Here is a 22,244-nt window from a genome sequence, read left to right on the forward strand (position 1 = left end):
CCGTTAGTACGACAGCCGCCGCGCGATGTGATGCACCAACGCCCTTATTTGGTCTTCTGTGCGCCGATCTCGCGGTCCCACTTCTGGAACGCGGCGACCATCGCGGCGGCGTTGAGCGGCACGACGTGCGGACGATCCGCGAGCAGCTTCGCGTACTCGGGACGACCGAACTTCTGGATCACTTCCTGGCTCTTCGCCGGCGCCGATTCGATCGGCACGTTCTTCACCGCCGGGCCTGGATAGAAATAGCCGTCGTCATAGGTCATCGCCTGCTGGGCGGGCTCGAGCATGAAGTTCATCAGCTTGTAGAGCACGTCCAGCTTTTCCTTCGGCACGCCCTTCGGGATCACCATGTAGTGGGCGTCGTTCACCCAGGTCATGTTGTCGAAGGCCTGCACCTTGAACTCCGCCGGCACGATGCCGAGCGCGCGCGGGTTGATGTCCCAGCCCGTCACCGTGACCGTCATGTCGCGCGTGCCTTCGCCCAGTTCCTTCATCACCGCCGACGTGCCGCCCGGGTAGTACGGAATGCAGTCGTTCAGTTGCTTGAGGAACGCCCAGGTCTTGTCCCAGCCGTTGACCGGATCGGTCGGGTCCTTGTCGCCGAGCACGTACGGCAGGCCCATCAGGAACGTGCGCCCCGGGCCGGAATTCGCCGGACGCGCGTAGATCAGCTTGTTCGGATGCGCCTTGCACCACGCGAGCAACTGGTCAGGCGTCTTCGGCACGTCCGTGACCTTCGCCGGGTTGTATTCGAGCAGCGGCCCGGCCGGCATGTACGTCACTTCCAGCCCGTAGCCTTGAGCCACGTCCTGCATCTTGCGCGGACCAGGCGCGTACTTGTCCAGCACGCCGGGGAAGGCGGCGGACTGGTCGGGCAGAAGCTTTTCCCAAAGCCCCTGCTGAATGCCGGCGGCGAGCGCATCCGTGCCCGTCAGCACGAGATCGATGTCGGAGCGGCCCGCGGCCTGCATCGCCTTGATCTTGCCGGGCAGTTGCGGCGCGGGCGCGTTCGTGAACGTGATGTTGGCAACGAGATTCGGGTTCTTCGCCTTGAACGCCTCGAAGGCCTTCTGCGTCAGTTGCAGGTTGCCCGCGACATCGACGACATTGATCGACACGGGGTCCGCGGCACGCGCGGCCGTCGCCATGACCGCGCTCATCGCGACGCACAGCGCCGCCATCCTGACTGACAACGTGGAACGCAACTTCATGGTGTCTCCTCACTCTTCGTTTGATAGGCGACCGGTCGATTTTTTACGCCGGCATTCTTGTACTTCTGAAAGCTCAGAAAATAGCTAACCGCACAAGCTGATGTCAAGCAAATACGCCTTGTCAAATGTGCCGCCAAACAAGGCTTTGCGGGGCCTTTTCTCTTTGCCGGCGAGCGTTTGCGGCGGCGTCTCGGGATATACCCGAAGCGGCTCCCGTCCAACTTGTTTAACTTCTTTCGCCGCTTGTTCCGGCAATCGTGCGATCGAATGCGAGCAGATCGAGCGTCGCTTTCCTGACAAAAGGGAGTTCCCCGGCGGGCGTCGCGCTCAACAGGGGCAGGATCGGCCCCATGTCGGCGATGCCCGACAGCGTGACCGCGTCATGGAGCACGCGGATCAGCGAGATCTCGTCGCGCAGGGTTTCTAGCGGAAGGAAGGCGTCGTAGAGCGCCTGCGCCGCGCCGTCGCGCTCGTCGCGGCCCGACTTCGCGGCGCCGAAGAGCGCCATGACCGCGTGCGGCGCGATGCAGCCCGAACCGGTCGTCCAGGCCGCGAGGCCGAAGTCGCGCGTATGCACGAGCGCCGGGCGCTCGCCCATGCCCGATACCACCCGCGACGGCTTCACGTATCCGAGCAGGCGTCGCAGATAGGGATCGTCGGCCGGATCGGCGCGTGGGATCGCGTACTTCACGGCGATGAGCGTGCCGTCGTCGACGAGACGCGCGAGCGTCTCGACGTCCACGTAATCTTCGTTCTTCAGATACAGCGTGAGCGGGATGCCTGCCGCATCGGCCACGCGAGTGAGACCCGCTGCCACGCCGTGCGGCGTCGTGAAGCCGGCGAGCGGCAGAACCATCGCGGTGCGGTAGCTTGTCTGCGCGAGGATGCGCGCCTGGTCGAGCATCTTGCCGAAGTCCGGCCCGATCGCGGGAATCACGCGCGTGTGCGGAGCGGCGATGCCCGCGAGCATGTCGAGCAGATCGCGATACTCGCTGACCGCCACGTGATAGAAGTTCGCGTTGCCGCCATAGAGCAGCGTGCGCACGCCGCCCGCCTCGATATGGGCGACAAGCCTGCGGTTCTGTTCTTCGTCGAGCGAATGGTCGGCGCGGCGCGCGAGCGGCGGCACGGCCATCACGCTTGCGAACTCCGCTTCGACTATCGGGAAAACGTTCATGGCACCTCGCGCGCTTTCTTTTTTATGGGCGTTCTGAGACTGGCGCCAAACTAGCATTCACGCCATAAATTTGTCAAACAACTTGATGCCGTGGTTTTCCCTCGGCGCGTGCCGGATCTCAGGAGCCGAACATCCGGTCGAGCGCGTTCTGGAGATGTGCGGCCATCGCGCGGCCGGCGCGGTCGGCGTCGTGCGCGCGGATCGCTTCGAGCACTTCGAGATGCTCGGCCTGCACGAGGCGCTGGCGTTCCAGCGTCTTCACGAGCGACAGATTGCGCGACAGATTCATGCTGAACACGACCTGCTCCTCGATGAACGACATCACCGTGATGAAGAACTGGTTGTGCGAGGCGCGCGCAATCGCGAGGTGGAACGCGAAGTCATCCTTCGCGCCGATACCCTGCGTTTCGATCACGCGTTCCAGTTCGTCCCACGCCGACTGGATCGCGGCGATGTCGCTCTCGTCGGCCTGGCGGGCGGCGAGCGCGGCGGCGCCCGCCTCGGTGACGACGCGAAATTCGTAGCAGCGGCGGATGTCGGACAACGTTTCGAGCGGCGCGAAACGGCGCACGTCCGGGTCGGGGCGGCGGCCGACGGTCGTTCCCGAGCCGCGCCGCGTCACGATGATGCCGTCGGCCCGCAGGCGCGCTAGCGCCTCGCGCACGGTCGGGCGCGAGGTCGAAAAGCGCTCGGCGAGCGCGTGCTCGGTCAGGAGCCGGTCACCTTCCTTGAACTCGCCTTCGATGATGCTGTTGAGGATGTCGCTGTAGATCCGGTCGGCCAGACCCGATGTTTTGCGCTCGTTCATGTAGAGGCTTCACGGGATGTCTGCGTAAAGCCCCGATTGTAAGGCTAATTTTTCAGGTTGTTGTACCGCAGGCGCGCTCTGCGGGTTTATCCGCAGAGCGCGCCCGGATTCGTCGACCATGCGCCGGGTGCAGCCGCGAGGCACAAAAAAACGCGCCGGGATTCGCACCCCGGCGCGCTTCGGCAGGAAGCCGCGAGCGTTACATCGAAAGCAGCTTGCGCGCCTCGGCGGCCGTCGCCACCGGACGTCCGTATTCCGCGCACAGTTTCGCGACACGTTCGACCAGTTGCGCGTTGCTCTTCGCGAGCGTGTCCTTGTCCCAGCGGACGTTGTCTTCGAGACCGGTGCGGCAGTGGCCGCCCATTTCGAGCGTCCAGTGATTCACTTCGAGCTGGTGACGGCCGATGCCAGCCGCGGTCCACGTCGCATCGGGAAGGTTCTTTCTCAGCTGCTCGACTTCGAATTCCAGGATCTCGCGGCGCGCAGGCAGCGCGTTCTTCACGCCCATCACGAACTGCACGTGAACCGGCGACTTCAACAAGCCCTGATTGACGAGATCGACCGTGCTGAAAAGCATCGCCAGATCGAAGATTTCGATTTCGGGCTTCACGTTGTGATCGAGCATCATCTGGGCGAGTGTGCGCACGAAGTCGGGCGGATTTTCGTAGACGGTCGTCGGGAAGTTGACCGAGCCCGTCGCGAGCGACGCCATGTCCGGCTTGAGATCCAGCATCGCGCCGCGTTGTTCGAACGACCGTCCGCGACCGCCCGTCGAAAACTGGATGATGATGTCGGGGCAGTGCTTGCGAATGCCTTCCTGAAGCTCGGCAAAACGATGACGGTCCGAACTCGACTTTTCGTCTTCGTCGCGCACGTGCAGGTGGACCAGCGTCGCGCCTGCTTCATACGCTTCGTGCGTGCTTTCGATCTGCTCGGGGATCGTGACCGGCACCGCGGGATTGTCCTTCTTCTTGGGAACCGAACCGGTGATGGCGACCGAGATAATGCAGGGTTGAGTCATGCTCTTCGCTCCTTTGCGGCTCGGGCTCCGGCGATCGGGGCCGTCCTGCCGATAATTTTAACTAACTAGTACGTCCCAAATTCTGCAGCAATGGCGCCATCGCGACAAGCCCGACAAACCCTAACGCCGGCGACCGACCAATGGCGGAACAAATTGCCGACCTTGCGGGCGCGGGCCAAACCGAAGCCATCGGCAAAAACGCGCGCTGCCGGCTCGCCCTCGGCCGCGCAATCGCCCGGTATGCATGCCCGCAAAAAAGAGGCCCGTTATCCACGCTAGCCCTGCGCGAGCGCGGTCGAAAGGAGCTTGCCGAGCTGTTCGTCCGTCAGCGCGGGGGTGATTTCGAAGCTCAGAAGGTCTGCCCACTCGTGCACCCACGCCGCGAGCGGTTCGATGTCCGAACACTCGCACACCGCGACCCCTGCCACGGCGCCGACATAGTGCCACCGTCCGAGCATCCTGATGCCGTCCGGCGGCGCGCCGCCCGTCTTCACAAACCGTTCGCTCGCTACCTTCTCTACTTCGGGCAGGGCGGTCCATCTGGCGATGAATAACATGGTCCTTGTCTCCGGGAAGGACAACGCGGAGCCGGCTGCCGAGTCGCGGCACGCCGGGTCGGCGACCCATCGACGGCACGCGGGGCACGCACCGCGAGTCGCTGATTCAGTATAGGAGCCAGATCAGCGGATGCGCAGCCGATGAGCGAACGCTTTGCAAACGCGCGGTGTCACGTCTGAATAATGGGGCTGCTACGGTTCGGCTGGCGCGCTGTAAGGCTGATGGTCTAGAACACTTCAGCAAGCGCCGCACGCAAGAAATGCCGACCACAACGAGGCCCACCATCAGGAGACGTCATGAAAGAGCCATTGCCTTTGCCCGCGTTCGTGTTTCGCTGCGCTGCCCCGCTCATGATCGCGCTGACGCTTGCGTGCGGCGCGGCGCGGGCCGACGGCCTGATTGCGCCGGACGTGCAGCTCGCACCGGTTCCGCAATTGCCGGGCACGACCGGCTACATCGCACCCGACTACGACACGCGACGTGCCGCGCTGCACAGCATCTATCTCGCGCCGATCGAAATCTTTCTCGCGCCCGATTCGCCGTACAAGGGCATCGAGCCGACCCAGATGGCCGCGCTCACCGCGGCGTTCACCGACATTCTGCGCGCGGACGTGCTGAAGAACGCCGTCCTGGTCGATACACCGCAGCCCGATTCGATGATCGTGCAGGTCGCCCTCACCGACGTGCGGCTGACGAAGCGCTCGTTTCATCCGCGCGACGTCACGCCGGTCGGCATGGTGATCAACGGGGTGAAGCGCGTCGCGGGCATCAGCAAGGTTTCGCTCGCGACGATGACCGTGCAGGCCGAAGGCCTCGGCCCCGACGGCGAGACGCTGCTCTTCGCGATCGACAATCCGCCGCCGCCCGGCGATGCCGCACCGGAACCGGTGCGGCTCGACGAAGTGCCCGCGGTGCTGGGCGGAAAGGCGTCGCGGCTGCAGTCCGCGTTCCTCGCGATCCGGGAGCACCGCTAACGCTGCTGCGCGCTGCAGGCGTACTCGGCGAGACGAACATCAGTGCATGCCGGCGACGGGCACGACCATCACCGGCTGCGTATAGGTCCCGACACGCATCGGCGCGACCGCATACGCGGGCTGAACGACGACGGTCGTCGGGCGCGGCGGCGGCAGCGGAACGATGGGCGCCGCCACCGGCACGACGTAGGTCGGCGCGGCGGGAACGTAGTAGTAGACAGGACGGGGCGGCGGCGCGTAGACGATGGCGGGCGCCATGTAGGTGACGCGCACGATAGTCGACGCAGATGCGCCCTCGGAGCAGACAAGACCGAGAGCGGCGGCGGCGGAGACACTGATCATACGAAAGTTCACTTGAAGTCCTCGTGCATCGATTCGGCGGCGATCGGTACGTCGAACCTTCGTGTGTGAAGGCATGCCGCCGGTGGCTCGCTTTGCGAACCGTTGAGGCGCTCGTGGCGCCGACGTTGCAAACGATAGGCAAAGCGCCTTCGAAAGAGGAGCCAAAAGATATTTCATTCGATGTCGCGGGCTTTACGGCGAGGGATGATGTAGTCGCTTAAATGCGGCGTGGAGCGCCTTCGATTCCATGACACGCCGCGACACGATTTGTAGCGAGTCTGAAATTGCCTTGGCGCGGGTGGCGTCCCTAGAATGCGTCTGTCAACGGATGACTCGCCAGGAAGAAACAGCGGCATCCGGCTCAGCGACCCGCTGAAAAAATCAATGTCCGACCGGAGAACCCCGATGAAAAAGATGCTGGCCCTCCTTGCCGCGTGTAGCGCCCTAGCCTATTCGACCGGCGCGCTCGCGCAGACCGCGACTCAGCCGATGGGCGCGTCGCCGCATGTCGAGCGCGCGATGCAGCAATTGCAGATACGCTTCTCCACTGCCAACACCACGCACGACGGCAAGCTGACCCGCGAGCAGGCCGCGTCGGGCATGCCGCGCGTCGCGCAGCATTTCGACGAAATCGACACACAGAAGAAGGGCTACGTCACCCTCCCGCAGATCGAGCAATTCATGCAGCAACGCGCGGCGTCGCACTGACGAAAAGCGGCATCGCAGGCGATGTTCGGCTGTCGTGCGGACGTCGCTCGGCGCGACCCGGGGCACCGGACACTTGGGCGAGAAAGGCGCGATGGAGACTACGGCGTATCGCCGGCTGCGGGCCGGCCTGACAATCGCTGCAATCGTGACGACCGGCGCGATCTCCGCGCTCTTCGCGGGCTGCGTGACGGTCGGCCCCGATTTCAAACAGCCGGACGCGAAACTGGAAAACCAGTGGCTCGAAAGCCTGCCGCAAACGGCGCAGGCCTCGCCGTCGAATGCTGCCGAATGGTGGAGCGCCTTCGACGATCCGGTCCTCACCGAATTCGAACGGCTCGCCTACGAGCGCAACCTGTCGCTGCAGATCGCCGGACTTCATATCTTCGAGGCGCGCGCGCAACTCGCGATTAGTACGCGCGATCTGTTCGTGCAGCAGGGCAGCCTCTCGGCGGGCGCGGCGCGGCTCGACAACAGCGGCATCGGACCCTTTCCGCCGGAGCACCTGTGGACCGAGCACTTCCGCGCGAGCGCGAGCTGGGAGCTCGACTTCTGGGGCAAGTACCGGCGCCAGATCGAATCCGACCGCGCGAAGCTCTCGGTATCGGAAGCGGCTTACGACAACGCACTCGTTTCGCTGTTCGGCGATGTCGCGAACGCGTACATCGACCTGCGCGCGCAGGAACGGCGCCTCGATGTCGCGAAGCAGAATCTCCAGTCCGTCCAGCAGACGCACGCCATCACGCGCACGCAGTACCGGACGGGCGCGGCGAGCATGCTCGATGTCGAGCAGTCCGCGACGCTCGTCGCCGAAACCGAGGCGCAGATTCCGCCGCTCGAAAAGGCGCGAGCGCAGGACCGCGATACGCTCGCCGTGCTCCTCGCCGACACACCCGATTCGATCGAAGCGCTCCTCGCCGGTGCCTCCGCGATTCCGGCCGCGCCCGCGCACATCGACGTCGGCATCCCGCGCGACCTGCTGCGGCGGCGGCCCGACGTGCGGCAGGCGGCGCTCAACGCGGCAGCGCAATCGGCGCTGATCGGCGTGCAGAAGGCGAAGCTCTATCCGTCGCTTTCGCTGACCGGGATCTTCGGCATGTCTTCCGGCGAGCAACATTCGCTCGGGCCGCTCGACTGGGGCAGCAAGACCTTCACGCTGTTTTCGGCGGGCGTGACGCTGCCGATCTTCGACCGCGCGCAGTTGCAGAATGCAGTGCGCATGCAGGACGCGGCGTTCCAGGAAGCGATCTTCGACTATCAGAACACCGTGTTTGAAGCGCAACGCGAAGTGGAGGACGCTATCGCCTCACTGCGCACGTCACGCACGGCGCTCGAAGCGACCGAGCGCGCCGCCGATTCGTCGCAACGCGCGCTGAAGCTCGCGACCGTGCAGTACAAGGCGGGCTCGACCGGCTTCGATTCGGTGCTCTCGGCGTCGCGCTCGATGCTCCACGACCGCGACGCCCTTGCGCAGAATCAGGGGCTCGTGTCGCTCGCGGCGGTCTCGCTGTATCGCTCGCTCGGCGGCGGCTGGCAGGTCGCCGCAGGACGGCCGGTCGTGAGCGAGCCCGTCGTCTCGCAGATGAAGGAACGCACGAACTGGGGAACACTCATCGATCTGCCCGTGCCGACGGTGATCTCCTCGCCTGATCCGTCGCCCGTGGCACGCCAAGCCGGAGAGCCGCTTGAACCGAAAAAATGAGCGCCCGATGCGCCCGGACAGAACGCGAAACGCCTTGCGCCGGAGACTTTGCTTGTCGGGGGCGCTTGCGCTTGTCGTGACCGCCACCGCGTGCCGCGACCGCGCGCCGTCCGCCTCGGCCGAAGGCGCGCCCTCGCCCGCCGTCACGGTCACGTATCCGGTTGCGCAGCAGGTTCGCGAACAGATCGACGTGACGGGCACGGTCTCGCCATCGGCGACGGTCACGCTGGTGGCGCGCGTGCAGGGCGAACTGAAGGCGATCGGCTTCACGGACGGCTCGAACGTCAGGAAAGGCCAGTTGCTGTTCCGCATCGAGCCGGACACGTACCGCGCGCAACTCACCTACGACCAGGCGAGCCTCGACAATGCCAATCAGGAACTCGCGCGCCAGAAGGAAATGGCCGCCGAGAACGCGACCTCGCAATCGAACCTGCAAAAGGCGCAGACGACCCGCGATCAGGCGGTCGCCAAACGCGACATGTCGCGCATCAATCTCAACTACACGGAAATCCGCGCGCCGTTCGCGGGGCGCATCGGCGCGCGGACGGTGGACGTCGGCAATCTCGTGGGCGCGTCGGATACGGCGAAGCTCGCGACGCTCGACCGCATCCAGCCCGCCTACGTCGACTTCACGCTCAATGAGCGCGACGCGCGCCGCCTCGGCCTCTTCAAGCAGGACCCGGCGCGCCGTGTGCTCGTGACGCTGCCGGGCGGCAAATCGGGCGAAACCGTGCCGCTCGATTTCGTCGATACGCGCGTCGACCAGGGCAGCGGTGCGCTCAGGATGCGCGCGACCGTACCGAATCACGAGACGCAGTTCGTGCCGGGCATGTCGGTCGAGGTGCACATTCCGGCGAGCGAGCCGCAAACCGTGTTGCTGGTACCCGAGACCGCCATCTCGCGCGATCAGGCCGGCGCGTCGGTGCTGGTCGTGAATCCGGCGAGCGTCGTCGAAAAGCGCATGATCGCGACAGCCGGCCTCTACGGCACGCAGCGCGCCGTGACGGCCGGCATGACACCGGGCGACCGCGTCGTCACGGGCGGCGCGATCTCGGTGACGCCGGGCAGCCATGTGCGCATCGCGAGCACTCAGCAGCAGGGGCGCTCATGATCCACTTCTTCGTGGAGCGGCCCGTCTTCGCGAACGTCATCGCGCTGATCGTCATGCTGCTCGGCGCCGTCGCGCTGCTGAACCTGCCGGTCGCCCAGTATCCGCCGATCACGCCGCCGACCGTGCAGGTCGTCGCGCGCTTTCCGGGCGCGAGCGCGGCGACCGTGATCGACCGCGTCGCGCTGCCGATCGAGACGCAGGTGAACGGCGTCGAGCAGGCTATCTACATGCAGTCGACGAGCACCAACGACGGCACCTATACGCTCACCGTGACGTTCGCGGTCGGCACGGACGTCGACAAGGCACAGGTGCTCGTGCAGAACCGCGTGCAGGCGGCGACCGCGCTCCTGCCGCAGGCGGTGCAGCAACAGGGCGTGACGGTGAGGAAGCGCTCGACGGCGATCCTGCAGCTCTACACGCTGGAATCGCCGGACCCGAAGTACGACTCGCTCTTTCTCGGCAACTACGCGACGATCTATCTGCGCGACACGCTCGCGCGCATTCCGGGCGTCGGCGACGTGACGGTGTTCGGCACCGGCCAGTACAGCATGCGCATCTGGCTCGACCCGCGCCGGCTCGCGCAGCGAAACCTCAGCGCTGCCGACGTGATGACGGCAATCCAGAGCCAGAACAAGCAGGTGAGCGCGGGGCAACTCGGCTCGGAGCCGAACGCGGGCGGCGCGGCGTTCCAGCTGACGGTGAGCGTGCGCGGCGCGCTTGCCGACCCGAACGAATTCGACGACATCATCATCAAGGCCGCACCCGACGACGGCGGCCGCTTCGTGCGTGTGCGCGATGTCGGCCACACGGAACTCGGCTCGTCGAGCTACGGGCAGTTCTTCAATCTCGACGGCCGGCCGGCCGCGGGCATCGCGATCTATCAGTTGCCGGAAGCGAACGCGCTCGACGTCGGCAACGCGGTGCGCGCGAAGATGGCGCAACTCGCCACCGCGATGCCGAAGGGCATCAGCTACCAGTTGCCGTTCGATACGACCGTGTTCGTGCGCCAGTCGGTGGACGACGTCTACATGACGCTCTTCGAGGCCGCGCTGCTCGTGCTCGCTGTGATCGTGCTCTTCCTGCAGAACTGGCGCGCGATGCTCGTACCCGCGACGACCATTCCCGTCACGATCATCGGGACGTTCGGCGCGATCTACCTGCTCGGCTTCTCGATCAACCTGCTCACGCTCTTCGCCATCGTGCTTGCGATCGGCATCGTGGTGGATGATGCGATCGTCGTGGTCGAGGGCATCACCGAACATATCGAGCGCGGCAAGACGCCGAAACAGGCCGCCATCGACGCGATGCACGAACTGCTCGGCCCGATCGTCGGCATCACGCTGGTGCTGGTGTCCGTGTTCCTGCCATCGGCGTTTCTCGGCGGCGTGACCGGGCAGATGTACCGGCAGTTCGCGCTCGTCGTCGTGACGACGACGCTCATCAGCGCGATCAACGCGGTCACGCTGAAACCAGTGCAGAGCGTGAAGTGGCTTCGACACAGCCGTCCGGAGAAGCCCAACATCGTGTTCCGTGGCTTCGATGCCGCCTACCGGCGCGTCGAGCGCGTCTATCTCGGCGTGGTCGGCTGGTTCGTCGCGCGCAGTGTCGTCGCGCTCGTTATCGCGCTCGTGCTCGGCGGCGCGTCGGCGGTGTTGCTCACGCGCGCGCCGACGAGTTTCATTCCGCTCGAAGATCAGGGCTACATGATCGTCGCTGCGCAACTCGCGGATGCCGCCTCGCTCAACCGCACGCGCGAGGCGAGCGCGGCCATCGAACGGCGCATCGCGGCGATTCCGGGCGTGAGTCACGTGGTCGCGATCGGCGGGATTTCGCCGCTCGACAACAACGCGTCGCTGCCGAACGCGGCGCTCATCTACGTGACGCTCGACGACTGGTCGAAGCGCGGCAAGGGCCAGGACCTGCGTTCGCTTTACGCACGGATGAACCGCGAACTCGCGGCATTCAGCGACGTACGCACGCTCGTGATCGTGCCGCCGCCAATCCAGGGCCTGGGCAACAGCGGCGGCGTGCAGATGCAGGTGCTGCTCACGGACGGCAGCCAGAACTACCGGCGCCTCCAGCAGGCAACCGATGCGCTGATCGCGAACGCGGCATCGCGTCCCGAACTGCAGCGCGTATTCACTCCGTTTCGCGCGTCCACGCCGGCAGTCGACGTCGTGATCGACCGCGCGAAGGCCGAATCGATGCAGGTGCCGGTCGGCAACGTGCTGGACCTCCTTCAGGATTACGTGGGTTCGAGCTACGTCAACCAGTTCACGAAGTTCAATCACACCTTTCCGGTGTTCGTGCAGGCGGACGGCGCGTATCGGCGCGAAATTGACGACATCCGCCGCATCCAGATCCGCAGCAACACGGGCAGCATGGTCGAACTGGGCGCCTTCACCGACGTGCGCACGAGCGAAGGCCCGGCGGTCGCTTCGCTCTACAACCTCGCGCCGTCGGCCGCAATCAATGGCAGTCCCGCCGACGGTTACAGTTCCGGCGACGCCATCGCCGCGCTGGAAGAGGAAGCGGCGCGCGTGCTGCCGGCGGGCATCGGTTATGAATGGACGGCGATGTCGTATCAGGAGAAGCTCGTCGGCAACTCGGCGTACTGGGTGTTCGCGGTGGGCATCCTGCTCGTCTACTTCGTGCTCGCCGCGCAATACGAGAGCTGGCTGCTGCCGCTTGCGGTCGTGCTCGCGGTGCCGCTCGCGCTGATCGGCACGGCGGGCACGCTCGCCGCGCTCGGCGCCGCGAACAATCTCTACACGCAGATCGGGCTCGTGCTGCTGATCGCGCTGTCGGCGAAGAATGCGATTCTGATCGTCGAGTTCGCGCGGCATCTGCGCATGCAGGGGCGCGATATCGTCGATGCCGCCGTGGAAGCCGCGCGACTGCGTTTCCGGCCGATCATGATGACGTCGTTCGCGTTCATCCTCGGCGTTGTGCCGCTTGTGCTCGCGACTGGCGCGAGCGCGAGCGCGCGACGCTCGCTCGGGATTGCGGTGTTCTCGGGAATGCTCGCGTCGACCTGCATAGCGGTATTGTTCATTCCTTCGTTCTATGTGCTGCTGCAGCGGATCGCGGAGCGGCATGCGGCGCGGCGGGCAGCACGTGATGCGAAACGCGATGGTGTCTGATGCACGAGCTCGGTTACACCAGTGGACGGTTTTGCGCTTCTTCCGTGGAACTTGCTTTGTTAGTGGTCTATTGGCTCTGCCCCTGTGCGGGGCGGCAGTCACTTTCTTTGCTGCTGCAAAGAAAGTAACCAAAGAAAGCAGCTTTTTCAGTCAGCGGTGTAAGGACGTCGCCACAGTTGCACTACTGAGTGGCCCAGCCCCTAAGTGTCGCCCTCAAAAGACCGAGGGGCTTGGTGCGCGGCACGCACTGGGTCGTCGCGCAGTGAACGAGTTGGCACAGCAGTCATTCATCCGTTTTCGCTTCGCTGGACGAGAGGTGCATCGTCGCGCGGTTGAGGTTCGCGGTCGAGGTGGTAGTCCGCTTGTTTTCGGTTGTGCCCCTCGTCCGAGCGAAGCGCGGAGGGACCGGAACGCAGTGCATACCACTCTGTTGGAGTGCGAGGGGTGTCAGTGCGTGCGCGCGCCAAGCCGGGCGGATGATTGAGGGCGACACTTAGGCGCTGCGCCACTCGGTAATGCTAGTGTGGTCACGTCCTAATACCGTTCGGCCCCTAGCTGCTTTCTTTGCTTACTTTCTTTGCAGCAGCAAAGAAAGTAAGTCCCGCCCCGGACAGGGGCAGAGCTAATAGACCACTAAGAAAACAAGTTCCACAGAAGCGAAAAAGCAACATCAAACGACGAACACCCCAGGAGCCCTCAATGGAAACCAAACCAAAAATCATCGTCCTCGACGATGAAGCCGAACTGCGCAACATGCTGCAGCGCTTTCTCGGCTCGCAGGGCTTTGAGGTGCGTGCGGTCGCCGACAGCCAGCGGCTCGACCGCTATTTGCAGCGCGAGCCCTACGACCTGCTCGTGCTCGACCTGATGATGGAGCCCGAAGACGGCCTCTCCGTCTGCCGCCGTCTGCGCGCTGAAGGCCACACCCTGCCGATCCTGATGCTGACCGCGAAGGGCGACCCCGTCGACCGCATGATCGGCCTCGAAACCGGCGCCGACGATTACCTCGCGAAGCCCTTCCTGCCGGGCGAACTGGTCGCGCGCGTGCGGGCGCTCCTCAGGCGCCAGAAGATGGCGGCCGGCGACCCCACGCTCACCACGCAGTCGATCCGCTTCGGCGAGTTCCGGCTCGATCTCGCCCGGCAGCGCCTCTACCGCAACGACGAACCGTTCGAGATCCATTCCGCGCAGATGCAGTTGCTCGCCGCACTCGGCTCATCGCCGAACCGCGCGATCAGCCGCGACAACCTGATCGCGCGCACGCGCGGGCGCGAGCACGACGCGCTCAACCGCAGTATCGACGTGCAGGTGCTGCGCCTGCGGCAGATCGTCGAAGCAGACCCGTCGAAGCCGCGCTTCATCAAGACGGTGTGGGGCGTCGGCTACATGCTGCTCGCGGATATCGAATCGTGACGCGCCTGTTGCGTTCTATTTTCGCGCGCAACATCGCGCTGCTGGTGGCGCTCGTCGCGCTGAGCCAGGTCTGCTCGCTCACGGTGCTGATGCACTACGTGCAGACGCCGCGCATCGAGCGCGCCGCTGCGACCTTCGCGAACTACATCGAAACGCTCGGCGGCCTCATCGCGGCGGCGCCGCCCGACGCACGCGCGGCGTTCGTCGAGCGGCTGCACGGCCAGCGCGAGTTGCCCGCCGATGCCGTGCTGGAACCGCCGCGCTCGCTGACGACCCTCTACCGCTCGTATCAGCGCAGCACGTTCCTCGCGATGCTGCGCCGCCATCTCCCGGCCGACGTGCCGGTGCGCTGGCAGTTCAATGACGACCGGCCCGGCCGCGACGAACGGCTGTGGTTCCGCGTGCATGTCGGCGGCGAACCCTACTGGATCGCGCTTGCGATCCCCGAAGCGGCGCACGGCGAAGGCTTCGCTTCGACGATCCTGCTCTCGCTCGTCCTCGCCGCGCTCGCGACGCTGACCGCCTATGTGATCCAGCGCCACCTGAACCGTCCGCTCGACGACCTCGCGCGCGCGGCGCGTCATCTGAGCGCGGGCGGCCAGCCCGAACCGCTGCCCGTCGACGGCCCGACCGAGATCGCGCAGGTGAGCGTTGCGTTCAACCAGATGACCGACGCGCTGCGCGAAGCCGAGGCGACCCGCGCCCTGATGCTCGCGGGCATCTCGCACGACATCCGCACGCCGCTCACGAAACTGCGCCTCGCGATGGCGATGGCGATTCCCGCGGGCGGCGATCAGGCGTTCGTCGCGTCGTCGGAAAACTATCTCGACCAGATCGACGGCATTCTCCAGCAGTTCATGGACTACGCGGGCAGCGGCGCAAAAGAGGTGCCCGTCGCAGGCGACCTGAACGCGCTCGTCGCGAGCCTCGCCGGCGACTTCGCGGGCCTCGGCCACGAGTTCGAACTGACGCTCGGCGAGCTGCCGCCCTTCCCGTTCCGCCCGGTGAGCACGATGCGACTGCTCATGAACCTGATGCAGAACGCGGTGCTGTATGGCGTGACGGGCCTGTCGGTGCGCACCTGGATCGACGCGGATGCGCATCTCGCGTGCATCGCGATCGGCGACCGAGGCAAGGGCATCGCCGAGGACGAGATGGAGAAGCTGAAGGAGCCGTTCAGGCGCGGACGCGGCGGCGCCGGGCATCCTTCGGGCACGGGCCTCGGACTCGCCATCGTGGAGCGCATCGCGAAGCTGCATGGCGGGACGCTCGTGCTTCGTCCGCGCGAAGGCGGCGGCATGGAAGCGGTGGTGACGATGAGCCTCGGCTAGTTGCCCGCGCTCGTCGAAGGTGAATGGAACGCTTGATGCTTAAACACGACCCCCACAAGCAGTTTCCATTAGCCATCCTTTTGACAGGAGCGCGCCCATGTCTGCCGAATCGTTCGACTTCCCCACGAAGTTTTCGCATGTTCGTCCGCAAGACACTGCCTACGCAGGCGAAGGATTGCGCGACTTCTTCCTTTACCGCGATCTCGGCATCGCGCACGCGACGGGCGGCAAGGTGCTCGCGCAACTCGTGAAGGCGCATGCCGCACCAGAGCAAGGCACCGGCTGGCACCGCCACGAGGCCGAGTTCCACATCGTGATCATGCTGAAGGGCTGGGCGCGCTTCATGTATGGCGACAAGGAAACGCTCGTCGCCACCGGCGACTGCGTGCATCAGGCGCCGGGCATCGTCCACTATCTTTTCGACTACTCCGAAGACATGGAGTATCTGGAGATCGTAGGTCCTGCCGACTTCAGGACGCTCGATGCCACGCCGCCCTGCGACGTGCCCGCCGTCACGCCGTGGGTGAAGGAGACCGCCTGAGCATTCCGCTCACGCCGATGGCGAAGTCGAACGGTCGCCCTCGCCATCGGTTTCGACGGCCTGCGTGCCCGGCACGTCGTCGGCGAGTGCTTGCGGGTCGATCATGTGCTCCGGCGCAATCGCCTCGCGGCGCCGCGAACGTTTCGGCGGCGCGCCCGCCTTGCCGGTCTTGCCCGGTTCGTTCAGCACGCTCGCGGCCGCCGCGCTCGTGATGGGCGGTATCGACTGCAACGGCACGATCGGCTGCGAGCGCGCGTTGACGTTGATCGGGCTCGCCTCGTTGTCGTGGATGAGCGCGCGCACGCGCGGATAGATCTGCCGCTCCCAGCGCCTGCCGTTGAAGACGCCATAGTGACCGACGCCCGTCTGCACGTGATGCGCCTTCAGGTACGGCCGCAGCTTGTCGCACAGATCCTGCGCGGCGAGCGTCTGCCCGACTGCGCAGATGTCGTCGCGTTCGCCTTCGATCGTGAGCAGTGCCGTGCGCCGGATCGCCGACGGTTCCACCTTGCGTCCGCGCACTTCGAGTTCGTGCAGCGGCAGCGAATGCCGCTGAAACACCGTATCGACAGTCTCCAGATAAAAATCCGCAGTCAGATCCATCGTCGCGAAGTATTCTTCGTAGAAGACGCGGATCGAATCCGCGAGATGCTGGTCACCCTTCGCGCGCTGGTAGTGCATGTCGGCGAACGAATCCATGTGGCGCGAGAGATTCATCGCCATGAATGCGTTTAGCTGCATGAAGCCCGGATACACGCGGCGGTACGCGCCTGCGAAGCCGAACGGCACCGCGCTGATCAGATGCTTCTCGAACCATTCGAGTGGCTTGCTCTTCGCAAGCTCGTTCACGCGCGTCGGGTTGATGCGCGTGTCGATCGGGCCCGCCATCAGTGTCATGCTCGCGGGCTGCGCGGGATCGTTGTCCGCTGCCATCAGGGCGACCGCCGAGAGTGCCGCGACAGTCGGCTGGCAGACCGCGAGCAGATGCGCGCCCGGACCGATGACCTGTATGAAGTCGATGATGTGCTGCACGTACTCGTCGAAACCGAAGCGGCCGTGCATCAGCGAGATATCGCGCGGATTGTGCCAGTCGGTGATGTAGACATCGTGATGGGCGAGCATCGTGCGCACGGTGCCGCGCAAGAGCGTCGCGAAGTGTCCCGACATCGGCGCAATCACGAGCACGCGCGGCTGCGCGTGGTCCGAGCCGGTCCTCGCAGTGTCCTTGGTGAAATGGACGAGCGAACAGAACGGCGTCAATGCCGCGACTTCCTCGATGACGGGAACCGGCTTGCCGTCGACGTCGACGGAATCGATCTCGAAGGGCGGGCGCGAGTGCGTGAGGCCCGACAGCGTGAGAAGGTCGCAGGTCGCACGCAGCGACCGGCCCTGCGGCGTCTCGGCGAATTCCTTCCACGCCGCGAGCGAGTGATTCATCAGCGCGGCGCCGTGACGAACCGGCAGCATCAGGTCGGACAGCACCTGGAAGGCGGGATATGCGAATGGGTTCATCGATCTCCCACGGGTGCGCGAAACAAGCAACCAGCTTGCATGAGACCAGAGCAAGCGCATGGAACCGACAGCGCCAGCACCGGCCGACAAAGGAGGCCCTGAAGAACGCAATACATATGCCAAAGAGCGGCGCGCCTGCGAGTTTGCGTGATCGGGTGCGTCACGGGCGCGTCACCGGCTCATAGTAGCGTGTTCGGCTTGGCATGGCACTTGCGCCATTCCCGCCCACGCACGCGTTTTGCCGCCATTTGGTGCGCCACCGCACAGCAGCGTGCATCGAGGCGCACACACGGCACCGGCGCCGCCCGAAAACGTCGCGCATTCCTAACCGGCTGGAGATTCGTATGGCAAATGCGACGCTGACCATCAGCAGCAAGAACTATTCGTCGTGGTCGCTGCGCGGGTGGCTGCTCGCGCGCTTCAGCGGCCTGCCGTTCGAGGAAGTCGTCATGCCCCTCGACGATCCCGCCGCGCGCGCCGAACTGCTGCTGCTTTCGCCTTCGATTCTCGTGCCCTGCCTCGTCCACAACGGCATCAAGGTGTGGGACACGCTCGCGATCGCCGAATACCTGAACGAAGTCTGCCCCGACGCCAAGGTCCTTCCCGCCGACCGCCGCGAACGCGCGCATTGCCGCGCGATCTGCGGCGAGATGCATTCGGGCTTTGTCTCGCTGCGCTCCGCCCTGCCGATGAACCTCAAGGCGCACTTTCCGGGCTTCAAGGTCTGGGCGCGCGCGCAGACCGACATCGAACGCGTGACGACCATCTGGCACGAGTGCCTCGCGCAGTACGGCGGCCCGTTCCTGTTCGGCGAGCGCAGCGCGGCGGACGCGATGTTCGCGCCGGTCGTGACGCGCTTCGTGACCTACGACGTGAAGCTCGATCCCGAGATCGTCGAATACGGGCAGCGCATTCTCGCGATGCCGGAGATGCAGCAGTGGATCTCGGACGCGCAGCACGAAGCCGAGGAAATTGACGAACTCGACGTCGAGTTCTGAACGCACGCGTTTCGCCCGCATGTTCAGCCGCGCACCTTCAGCACCGCCGCCCCCGTGACGCGGCCGGCGCGCAGGTCGTCGAGCGCGCGGTTCGCGTCGGCGAGCGGATAGGCGGTCGTGCGCGCCTCCAGATGGAACTGGCCCGCGAGCTTCATGAATTCGCGGCCGTCCTCGCGCGTGAGGTTCGCCACCGACACGACGCGCCGCTCGCCCCACAGGAGCGCGTACGGAAATGACGGAATGTCGCTCATGTGGATCCCGCCGCACACGACAATCCCTCCCTTCCTCACGGCCTTCAGGGCGGCCGGCACCAGCGCGCCGGCCGGGGCGAAGACGAGCGCAGCATCGAGTTCGTCGGGCGGCATTTCATCGCTGCCACCGGCCCATACCGCCTTGAGGTCGAGCGCGAGCTGCTGCGCGGCGGCGTCGCCCGGGCGCGTGAATGCGTACACGCTGCGCCCCTGATGGCGCGCCACCTGCGCGACGATATGAGCCGCCGCACCGAAACCGTAGATGCCGATGCGCTCCGCGTCGCCGGCCATCGTGAGCGTGCGGTAGCCGATCAGTCCCGCGCACATCAGCGGCGCCGCTTCGATGTCCGAATAGCGCGGCGGCAGGTGAAGGCAGTAGCGGCTGTCGGCGGCGACGCGTTCCGCGTAGCCGCCATCGAGCGTATAACCGGTGAAGCTGGGTGCGTCGCAGAGATTTTCGCGGCCCGCGCCGCAATACCGGCAATGTCCGCAAGTGTGGCCGAGCCACGGCACGCCGACGCGGTCGCCCGGCACGAAGTCCGTCACACCGACACCCACCGCCGTCACGATGCCGATGATCTCGTGTCCCGGCACGAGAGGCAGCTTCGGCTGCGTGAGTTCGCCGTCGACGACATGCAGGTCGGTGCGGCACACGCCGCACGCATGGACGTCAATCATGAGCTTGCCGGTATCAAGAACCGGATCGGGCAGATCCCGCTCGACCAGCAAGGGCGACGTGCCGTCGAAGACCATGGCGCGCATGACGAACGCTCCTTTTATAGAAGTGCTTAAGCAACGGACTGCAACTACCCGATGCTGCAACTGCATATCGGCGGCGCAGGCCGCTTGCTGGGGCGGCGGCGTCCGCGCTGGTGCAGGCTTGCACCGGATCGTGCGGCGGCGCCGATGCTCGCGCGGCGCACGGATGTTCACATCGGGTGACAAAAGGTTTATCCGCGTTTCCGAGCATAGGCAATCCGGGGCGGCGTGCATACCGGCGCGCGCATCGTCGATGGTCTTGCTGCGTCGATATGGCGCACGACGCCGCCTCGCGACTGTCAGATTTGGCGCCTAGACTCGAAACAGAAGCGGAAAATAAACTGAACGAAGATGAGGGTCGTCGCGAATAGGAAGGAACTTCGGCATCGGCCTTGCTTTCTTACGACACTGGAAGCAGACAACCAGGCGTCATACGGGCGCAGTCGACAGAAGTTGCTGCGATGCAATGCATCGCCCAGAAGAATGAAGACATGGCCGGTATGCGCGCACACGCGCCGTCATGCCAAAGCTGATGGACCGGCAGTCGAAGCGCCCGTCGCGCGCCTCGCCCGGTCATCGTATTCAATCGAATCGAAGTTGTGGAGGATGTCATGCGTATTACCGTCAAGCTCGATGCGTTCGAGCGCGTCGATTCCGGCGCCTTCGCCATCCTGTGGCTCGACAAGGACACACGCCGCTGGTCGCGCGAAGGCCATCAGAGCGTCGATCTGCCCGACTGGGGCGATCTACAGGCACGGCCGGACGGCACGCTCATCTGCGGCCAGCATGCCGACTCGCCGCTCTGCGTGCTCGAACGGCTGGATTTCGACGTCGCCGGCGGCCCGGCCGAAGGCCAGGCCGGCCGTGCGCTCTGGTACGCGCACGGTTCGCGGGAGCCAGCAGCCGGCCGCTGGCATGTGCAGTGCATCGACCGCGAGCACATCAGGGCCGAGCACAGCGTCTTCGCCGGCGAGGAAAACGTCTAGCGAGGACGTTCGGACAAGCGGGAGGTAGAGCCTTCAGATCGCGTCGAAGCCTCACGCCGTAGCTTTCGCGTGAGCGGCACTCCCGCGCTCGCGATACCGCAGCGGTTCCATTCCTTCTCCCCGGCGGGCGCGCGCTCACGCGCCCCTTTCCGCACAAGCGCGGCGCCCTCAACCTGCGCGTCGCGCTCTGGTGTTTTCCCTTGGGTCTGTTGGTCTCCGGATGTTGGTAGTATCAGTGGCCGGCAAGGTCGTTCGAACGAACGTACTCGGCGCGCGCGAGGGCACCGCCGCGCTGCGAAACCGAACTGCGCGACAAGTCGCAGACCCAGGGAGACACGCATGAATCAAGCAAAATTCGCCGATCCTTTCAGCCAGTTCGCCGCAATATTCCAGCAATACAAGCTGCCCGGCTTCGACGTGTCGGCGATTCTCGAATCGCGGCGCAAGGACGTCGAAGCGCTCGCCGCGGCCAATCAGGTGGCGTTTGGCGGCATGCAGGCGCTGCGCGACAAGCAGCTCGAAATCCTGCGCCGCACGCTGAGCGAACTCGAAGTGATCGCGCAGCAACTGGAAGCTTCGCCGAAGAAGCTGTCGTTCGATGCAACCGAAGTCGTGCAACGCGCGCTGCGCGACGGTCTCGCCGACATGGAAGACATCGCGCGCACCACCCAGCAGACTCAGGCCGAAGCCTATGCGCTCGTTGCGCAGCGCATGGACGACGCGCTCAAGGAGCTGAAGGCATCGCTCTCCCGGCCAAACAGCTGAAGCCCGCCGAAGCGCCCCGCTGTCAGACCGCTCGCATGCGGTCGTGAGCGGCCGCGCGCGTGGCTCGGCCGCGAAGCGCGATGCCGCCCGTTACGCGGAGGTTCTGCGATGGACTACGACGATTTCACGGCATTCGAACACCGTGGCTGGGAGCATATCGTCCAGCCGTACGAGAGTTATTTTGGCTACCTGACGGCGCAGTCTCATGGCGCGCTGCTCGACGCGCTCGAAGTCGGCGCGGGAACGCGCATGCTCGACGTCGCGACCGGCCCCGGCAATCTGGCCGCGGCGGCGCTGGAGCGAGGCGCGACACTCTCGGCCGTCGATTTCTCCGCGGCGATGATCGCGCATGCACGGCAGTCGCATCCCGACGTCGAGTTTCAGGTCGCGAGTGCCGAATCGCTTCCGTTCGAGGACGAGAGCTTCGATGCGGTCGGCATCAGTTTCGGCATGCTGCATTTTCCGCATCCGGAAGCGGCGCTCGCCGAGGCGGCCCGCGTGCTGCGCAAGGGCGGGCGCGTGGCGTTCACGGTATGGGCCGCGCCCAAGCGGGCGGTCGGCTTCCAGATGGTACTCGACGCCGTGCAGCAGCACGGCAGGCTGGATGTCGCGCTGCCCGCGGCGCCGCCGTTCTTTCGCTTCAGCGATGCCGACGAATCGAAGCGCGTCCTCGCCGAGGCGGGGTTTGCCGATCCGCAGGCGGTCGAAGTCGATCAGACGTGGCACCTCGCGCCGCCCGAGACGCCGTTTCACGGCCTGCTGCGCGGCGGCGTGCGCATGGGTGCGTTGCTTCGCGCGCAGGAGCCTTCGGCGCTGGCGAGGATCGAAAAAGAAGTGAAGGCGCGCGCCGCGGCCTATCTCCGGGACGGCCAGTTGCTCGTGCCGATGCCGTGCATGCTGGCATCGGCGATAAAGCGCTAGACCTGCGGCGGC

General features: G+C 65.4%; 21 protein-coding genes. 13 read left to right on the forward strand and 8 right to left on the reverse strand.

From position 1 onward, the window contains the following. Window positions 1–44: 44 nt before the first annotated feature. The 5 genes from AWB81_RS16325 to AWB81_RS16345 form a co-directional block, all read right to left on the reverse strand. Complete coding sequence (locus AWB81_RS16325; RefSeq protein ID WP_374730495.1) at window positions 45–1,184, reverse strand: ABC transporter substrate-binding protein; 1,140 nt, start codon at window positions 1,182–1,184, stop codon at window positions 45–47. A gap of 256 nt (window positions 1,185–1,440) precedes the next feature. Further along, window positions 1,441–2,391 (reverse strand): dihydrodipicolinate synthase family protein, encoded by a 951-nt coding sequence (locus tag AWB81_RS16330; RefSeq protein WP_062637139.1) that lies wholly within the window; start codon window positions 2,389–2,391, stop codon window positions 1,441–1,443. A gap of 118 nt (window positions 2,392–2,509) precedes the next feature. Further along, window positions 2,510–3,199, reverse strand: coding sequence for a FadR/GntR family transcriptional regulator (locus AWB81_RS16335; RefSeq protein WP_062637141.1), 690 nt, complete (start codon window positions 3,197–3,199; stop codon window positions 2,510–2,512). A gap of 199 nt (window positions 3,200–3,398) precedes the next feature. Next, window positions 3,399–4,220: a 3-oxoadipate:acetyl-CoA acetyltransferase gene (locus AWB81_RS16340; protein WP_062637143.1), complete on the reverse strand. Its 822-nt coding sequence runs from the start codon at window positions 4,218–4,220 to the stop codon at window positions 3,399–3,401. 275 nt (window positions 4,221–4,495) lie between these two features. Next, window positions 4,496–4,777 carry a DUF3303 domain-containing protein gene (locus tag AWB81_RS16345; RefSeq protein WP_062637145.1) on the reverse strand — a complete coding sequence of 94 codons (282 nt, stop codon included), beginning with the start codon at window positions 4,775–4,777 and terminating at the stop codon, window positions 4,496–4,498. A gap of 297 nt (window positions 4,778–5,074) precedes the next feature. Between AWB81_RS16345 and AWB81_RS16350 the strand changes: the two genes are divergently transcribed. Then, entirely contained in the window at window positions 5,075–5,752 is a 678-nt protein-coding gene (locus tag AWB81_RS16350) for a DUF3313 family protein (RefSeq protein ID WP_062637147.1), read from the forward strand. A gap of 39 nt (window positions 5,753–5,791) precedes the next feature. On the opposite strand, the gene AWB81_RS16355 is transcribed toward AWB81_RS16350, so the two are convergent. After that, window positions 5,792–6,106: a hypothetical protein gene (locus tag AWB81_RS16355; RefSeq protein ID WP_062637149.1), complete on the reverse strand. Its 315-nt coding sequence runs from the start codon at window positions 6,104–6,106 to the stop codon at window positions 5,792–5,794. 393 nt (window positions 6,107–6,499) lie between these two features. On the opposite strand from AWB81_RS16355, the gene AWB81_RS16360 reads away from it, so the two are divergent. From AWB81_RS16360 to AWB81_RS16395, 7 genes are all read left to right on the forward strand, one after another. Continuing rightward, window positions 6,500–6,802 carry an EF-hand domain-containing protein gene (locus tag AWB81_RS16360; protein WP_062637151.1) on the forward strand — a complete coding sequence of 101 codons (303 nt, stop codon included), beginning with the start codon at window positions 6,500–6,502 and terminating at the stop codon, window positions 6,800–6,802. 91 nt (window positions 6,803–6,893) lie between these two features. Continuing rightward, entirely contained in the window at window positions 6,894–8,501 is a 1,608-nt protein-coding gene (locus tag AWB81_RS16365) for an efflux transporter outer membrane subunit (protein WP_062637207.1), read from the forward strand. Between the two features lie 52 nt (window positions 8,502–8,553). Further along, window positions 8,554–9,612 (forward strand): efflux RND transporter periplasmic adaptor subunit, encoded by a 1,059-nt coding sequence (locus tag AWB81_RS16370; protein ID WP_235025814.1) that lies wholly within the window; start codon window positions 8,554–8,556, stop codon window positions 9,610–9,612. Further along, window positions 9,609–12,755 carry an efflux RND transporter permease subunit gene (locus AWB81_RS16375; protein ID WP_062637155.1) on the forward strand — a complete coding sequence of 1,049 codons (3,147 nt, stop codon included), beginning with the start codon at window positions 9,609–9,611 and terminating at the stop codon, window positions 12,753–12,755. Before AWB81_RS16370 ends, AWB81_RS16375 begins: the two co-directional genes overlap by 4 nt. 699 nt (window positions 12,756–13,454) lie before the next feature. Continuing rightward, window positions 13,455–14,168 carry a response regulator gene (locus AWB81_RS16385; protein WP_062637157.1) on the forward strand — a complete coding sequence of 238 codons (714 nt, stop codon included), beginning with the start codon at window positions 13,455–13,457 and terminating at the stop codon, window positions 14,166–14,168. Further along, window positions 14,162–15,499: an ATP-binding protein gene (locus AWB81_RS16390; protein WP_062637209.1), complete on the forward strand. Its 1,338-nt coding sequence runs from the start codon at window positions 14,162–14,164 to the stop codon at window positions 15,497–15,499. Before AWB81_RS16385 ends, AWB81_RS16390 begins: the two co-directional genes overlap by 7 nt. A gap of 97 nt (window positions 15,500–15,596) precedes the next feature. Beyond that, window positions 15,597–16,040 carry a cupin domain-containing protein gene (locus tag AWB81_RS16395; RefSeq protein ID WP_062637159.1) on the forward strand — a complete coding sequence of 148 codons (444 nt, stop codon included), beginning with the start codon at window positions 15,597–15,599 and terminating at the stop codon, window positions 16,038–16,040. A gap of 9 nt (window positions 16,041–16,049) precedes the next feature. On the opposite strand, the gene AWB81_RS16400 is transcribed toward AWB81_RS16395, so the two are convergent. Next, a complete protein-coding gene (locus AWB81_RS16400; RefSeq protein ID WP_087135019.1) occupies window positions 16,050–17,552 on the reverse strand; it encodes a polyhydroxyalkanoate depolymerase in 1,503 nt (500 codons plus the stop codon). Window positions 17,553–17,896: 344 nt separating this feature from the next. Here AWB81_RS16400 and AWB81_RS16405 point away from each other — a divergent pair, with 344 nt between their 5' ends. Beyond that, window positions 17,897–18,550 carry a glutathione S-transferase family protein gene (locus AWB81_RS16405; RefSeq protein ID WP_062637161.1) on the forward strand — a complete coding sequence of 218 codons (654 nt, stop codon included), beginning with the start codon at window positions 17,897–17,899 and terminating at the stop codon, window positions 18,548–18,550. Between the two features lie 23 nt (window positions 18,551–18,573). Here the strand turns inward: AWB81_RS16405 and AWB81_RS16410 are convergent, their stop codons facing one another. Continuing rightward, window positions 18,574–19,563: a zinc-dependent alcohol dehydrogenase family protein gene (locus AWB81_RS16410; protein WP_062637163.1), complete on the reverse strand. Its 990-nt coding sequence runs from the start codon at window positions 19,561–19,563 to the stop codon at window positions 18,574–18,576. A 51-nt stretch (window positions 19,564–19,614) separates the two neighbouring features. Here AWB81_RS16410 and AWB81_RS48290 point away from each other — a divergent pair, with 51 nt between their 5' ends. The 4 genes from AWB81_RS48290 (at window position 19,615) to AWB81_RS16425 (ending at window position 22,232) form a co-directional block, all read left to right on the forward strand. After that, entirely contained in the window at window positions 19,615–19,743 is a 129-nt protein-coding gene (locus AWB81_RS48290) for a hypothetical protein (RefSeq protein WP_268811752.1), read from the forward strand. 428 nt (window positions 19,744–20,171) lie between these two features. After that, window positions 20,172–20,546: a DUF3564 domain-containing protein gene (locus tag AWB81_RS16415; RefSeq protein ID WP_062637165.1), complete on the forward strand. Its 375-nt coding sequence runs from the start codon at window positions 20,172–20,174 to the stop codon at window positions 20,544–20,546. 339 nt (window positions 20,547–20,885) lie between these two features. Next, window positions 20,886–21,311 (forward strand): phasin family protein, encoded by a 426-nt coding sequence (locus tag AWB81_RS16420; protein ID WP_062637167.1) that lies wholly within the window; start codon window positions 20,886–20,888, stop codon window positions 21,309–21,311. Between the two features lie 108 nt (window positions 21,312–21,419). Then, window positions 21,420–22,232 (forward strand): class I SAM-dependent methyltransferase, encoded by an 813-nt coding sequence (locus AWB81_RS16425; protein WP_062637169.1) that lies wholly within the window; start codon window positions 21,420–21,422, stop codon window positions 22,230–22,232. Window positions 22,233–22,244: the final 12 nt, after the last annotated feature.

The organism is Caballeronia arationis (assembly GCF_001544975.2).
Taxonomy (GTDB): domain Bacteria; phylum Pseudomonadota; class Gammaproteobacteria; order Burkholderiales; family Burkholderiaceae; genus Caballeronia; species Caballeronia arationis.

Excerpts from the sequence above, each read along its gene's own strand:
- AWB81_RS16410 (WP_062637163.1), bottom strand. The coding sequence starts at position 19,563 with ATGCGCGCCATGGTCTTCGACGGCACGTCGCCCTTGCTGGTCGAGCGG.
- AWB81_RS16420 (WP_062637167.1), top strand. The coding sequence starts at position 20,886 with ATGAATCAAGCAAAATTCGCCGATCCTTTCAGCCAGTTCGCCGCAATA.
- AWB81_RS16340 (WP_062637143.1), bottom strand. The coding sequence starts at position 4,220 with ATGACTCAACCCTGCATTATCTCGGTCGCCATCACCGGTTCGGTTCCC.
- AWB81_RS16350 (WP_062637147.1), top strand. The coding sequence starts at position 5,075 with ATGAAAGAGCCATTGCCTTTGCCCGCGTTCGTGTTTCGCTGCGCTGCC.
- AWB81_RS16425 (WP_062637169.1), top strand. The coding sequence starts at position 21,420 with ATGGACTACGACGATTTCACGGCATTCGAACACCGTGGCTGGGAGCAT.
- AWB81_RS16415 (WP_062637165.1), top strand. The coding sequence starts at position 20,172 with ATGCGTATTACCGTCAAGCTCGATGCGTTCGAGCGCGTCGATTCCGGC.
- AWB81_RS16335 (WP_062637141.1), bottom strand. The coding sequence starts at position 3,199 with ATGAACGAGCGCAAAACATCGGGTCTGGCCGACCGGATCTACAGCGAC.
- AWB81_RS16375 (WP_062637155.1), top strand. The coding sequence starts at position 9,609 with ATGATCCACTTCTTCGTGGAGCGGCCCGTCTTCGCGAACGTCATCGCG.
- AWB81_RS16330 (WP_062637139.1), bottom strand. The coding sequence starts at position 2,391 with ATGAACGTTTTCCCGATAGTCGAAGCGGAGTTCGCAAGCGTGATGGCC.
- AWB81_RS16345 (WP_062637145.1), bottom strand. The coding sequence starts at position 4,777 with ATGTTATTCATCGCCAGATGGACCGCCCTGCCCGAAGTAGAGAAGGTA.
- AWB81_RS16365 (WP_062637207.1), top strand. The coding sequence starts at position 6,894 with ATGGAGACTACGGCGTATCGCCGGCTGCGGGCCGGCCTGACAATCGCT.
- AWB81_RS16385 (WP_062637157.1), top strand. The coding sequence starts at position 13,455 with ATGGAAACCAAACCAAAAATCATCGTCCTCGACGATGAAGCCGAACTG.
- AWB81_RS16395 (WP_062637159.1), top strand. The coding sequence starts at position 15,597 with ATGTCTGCCGAATCGTTCGACTTCCCCACGAAGTTTTCGCATGTTCGT.
- AWB81_RS16325 (WP_374730495.1), bottom strand. The coding sequence starts at position 1,184 with ATGGCGGCGCTGTGCGTCGCGATGAGCGCGGTCATGGCGACGGCCGCG.
- AWB81_RS48290 (WP_268811752.1), top strand. The coding sequence starts at position 19,615 with ATGCTGCAACTGCATATCGGCGGCGCAGGCCGCTTGCTGGGGCGGCGG.
- AWB81_RS16400 (WP_087135019.1), bottom strand. The coding sequence starts at position 17,552 with ATGAACCCATTCGCATATCCCGCCTTCCAGGTGCTGTCCGACCTGATG.
- AWB81_RS16360 (WP_062637151.1), top strand. The coding sequence starts at position 6,500 with ATGAAAAAGATGCTGGCCCTCCTTGCCGCGTGTAGCGCCCTAGCCTAT.
- AWB81_RS16405 (WP_062637161.1), top strand. The coding sequence starts at position 17,897 with ATGGCAAATGCGACGCTGACCATCAGCAGCAAGAACTATTCGTCGTGG.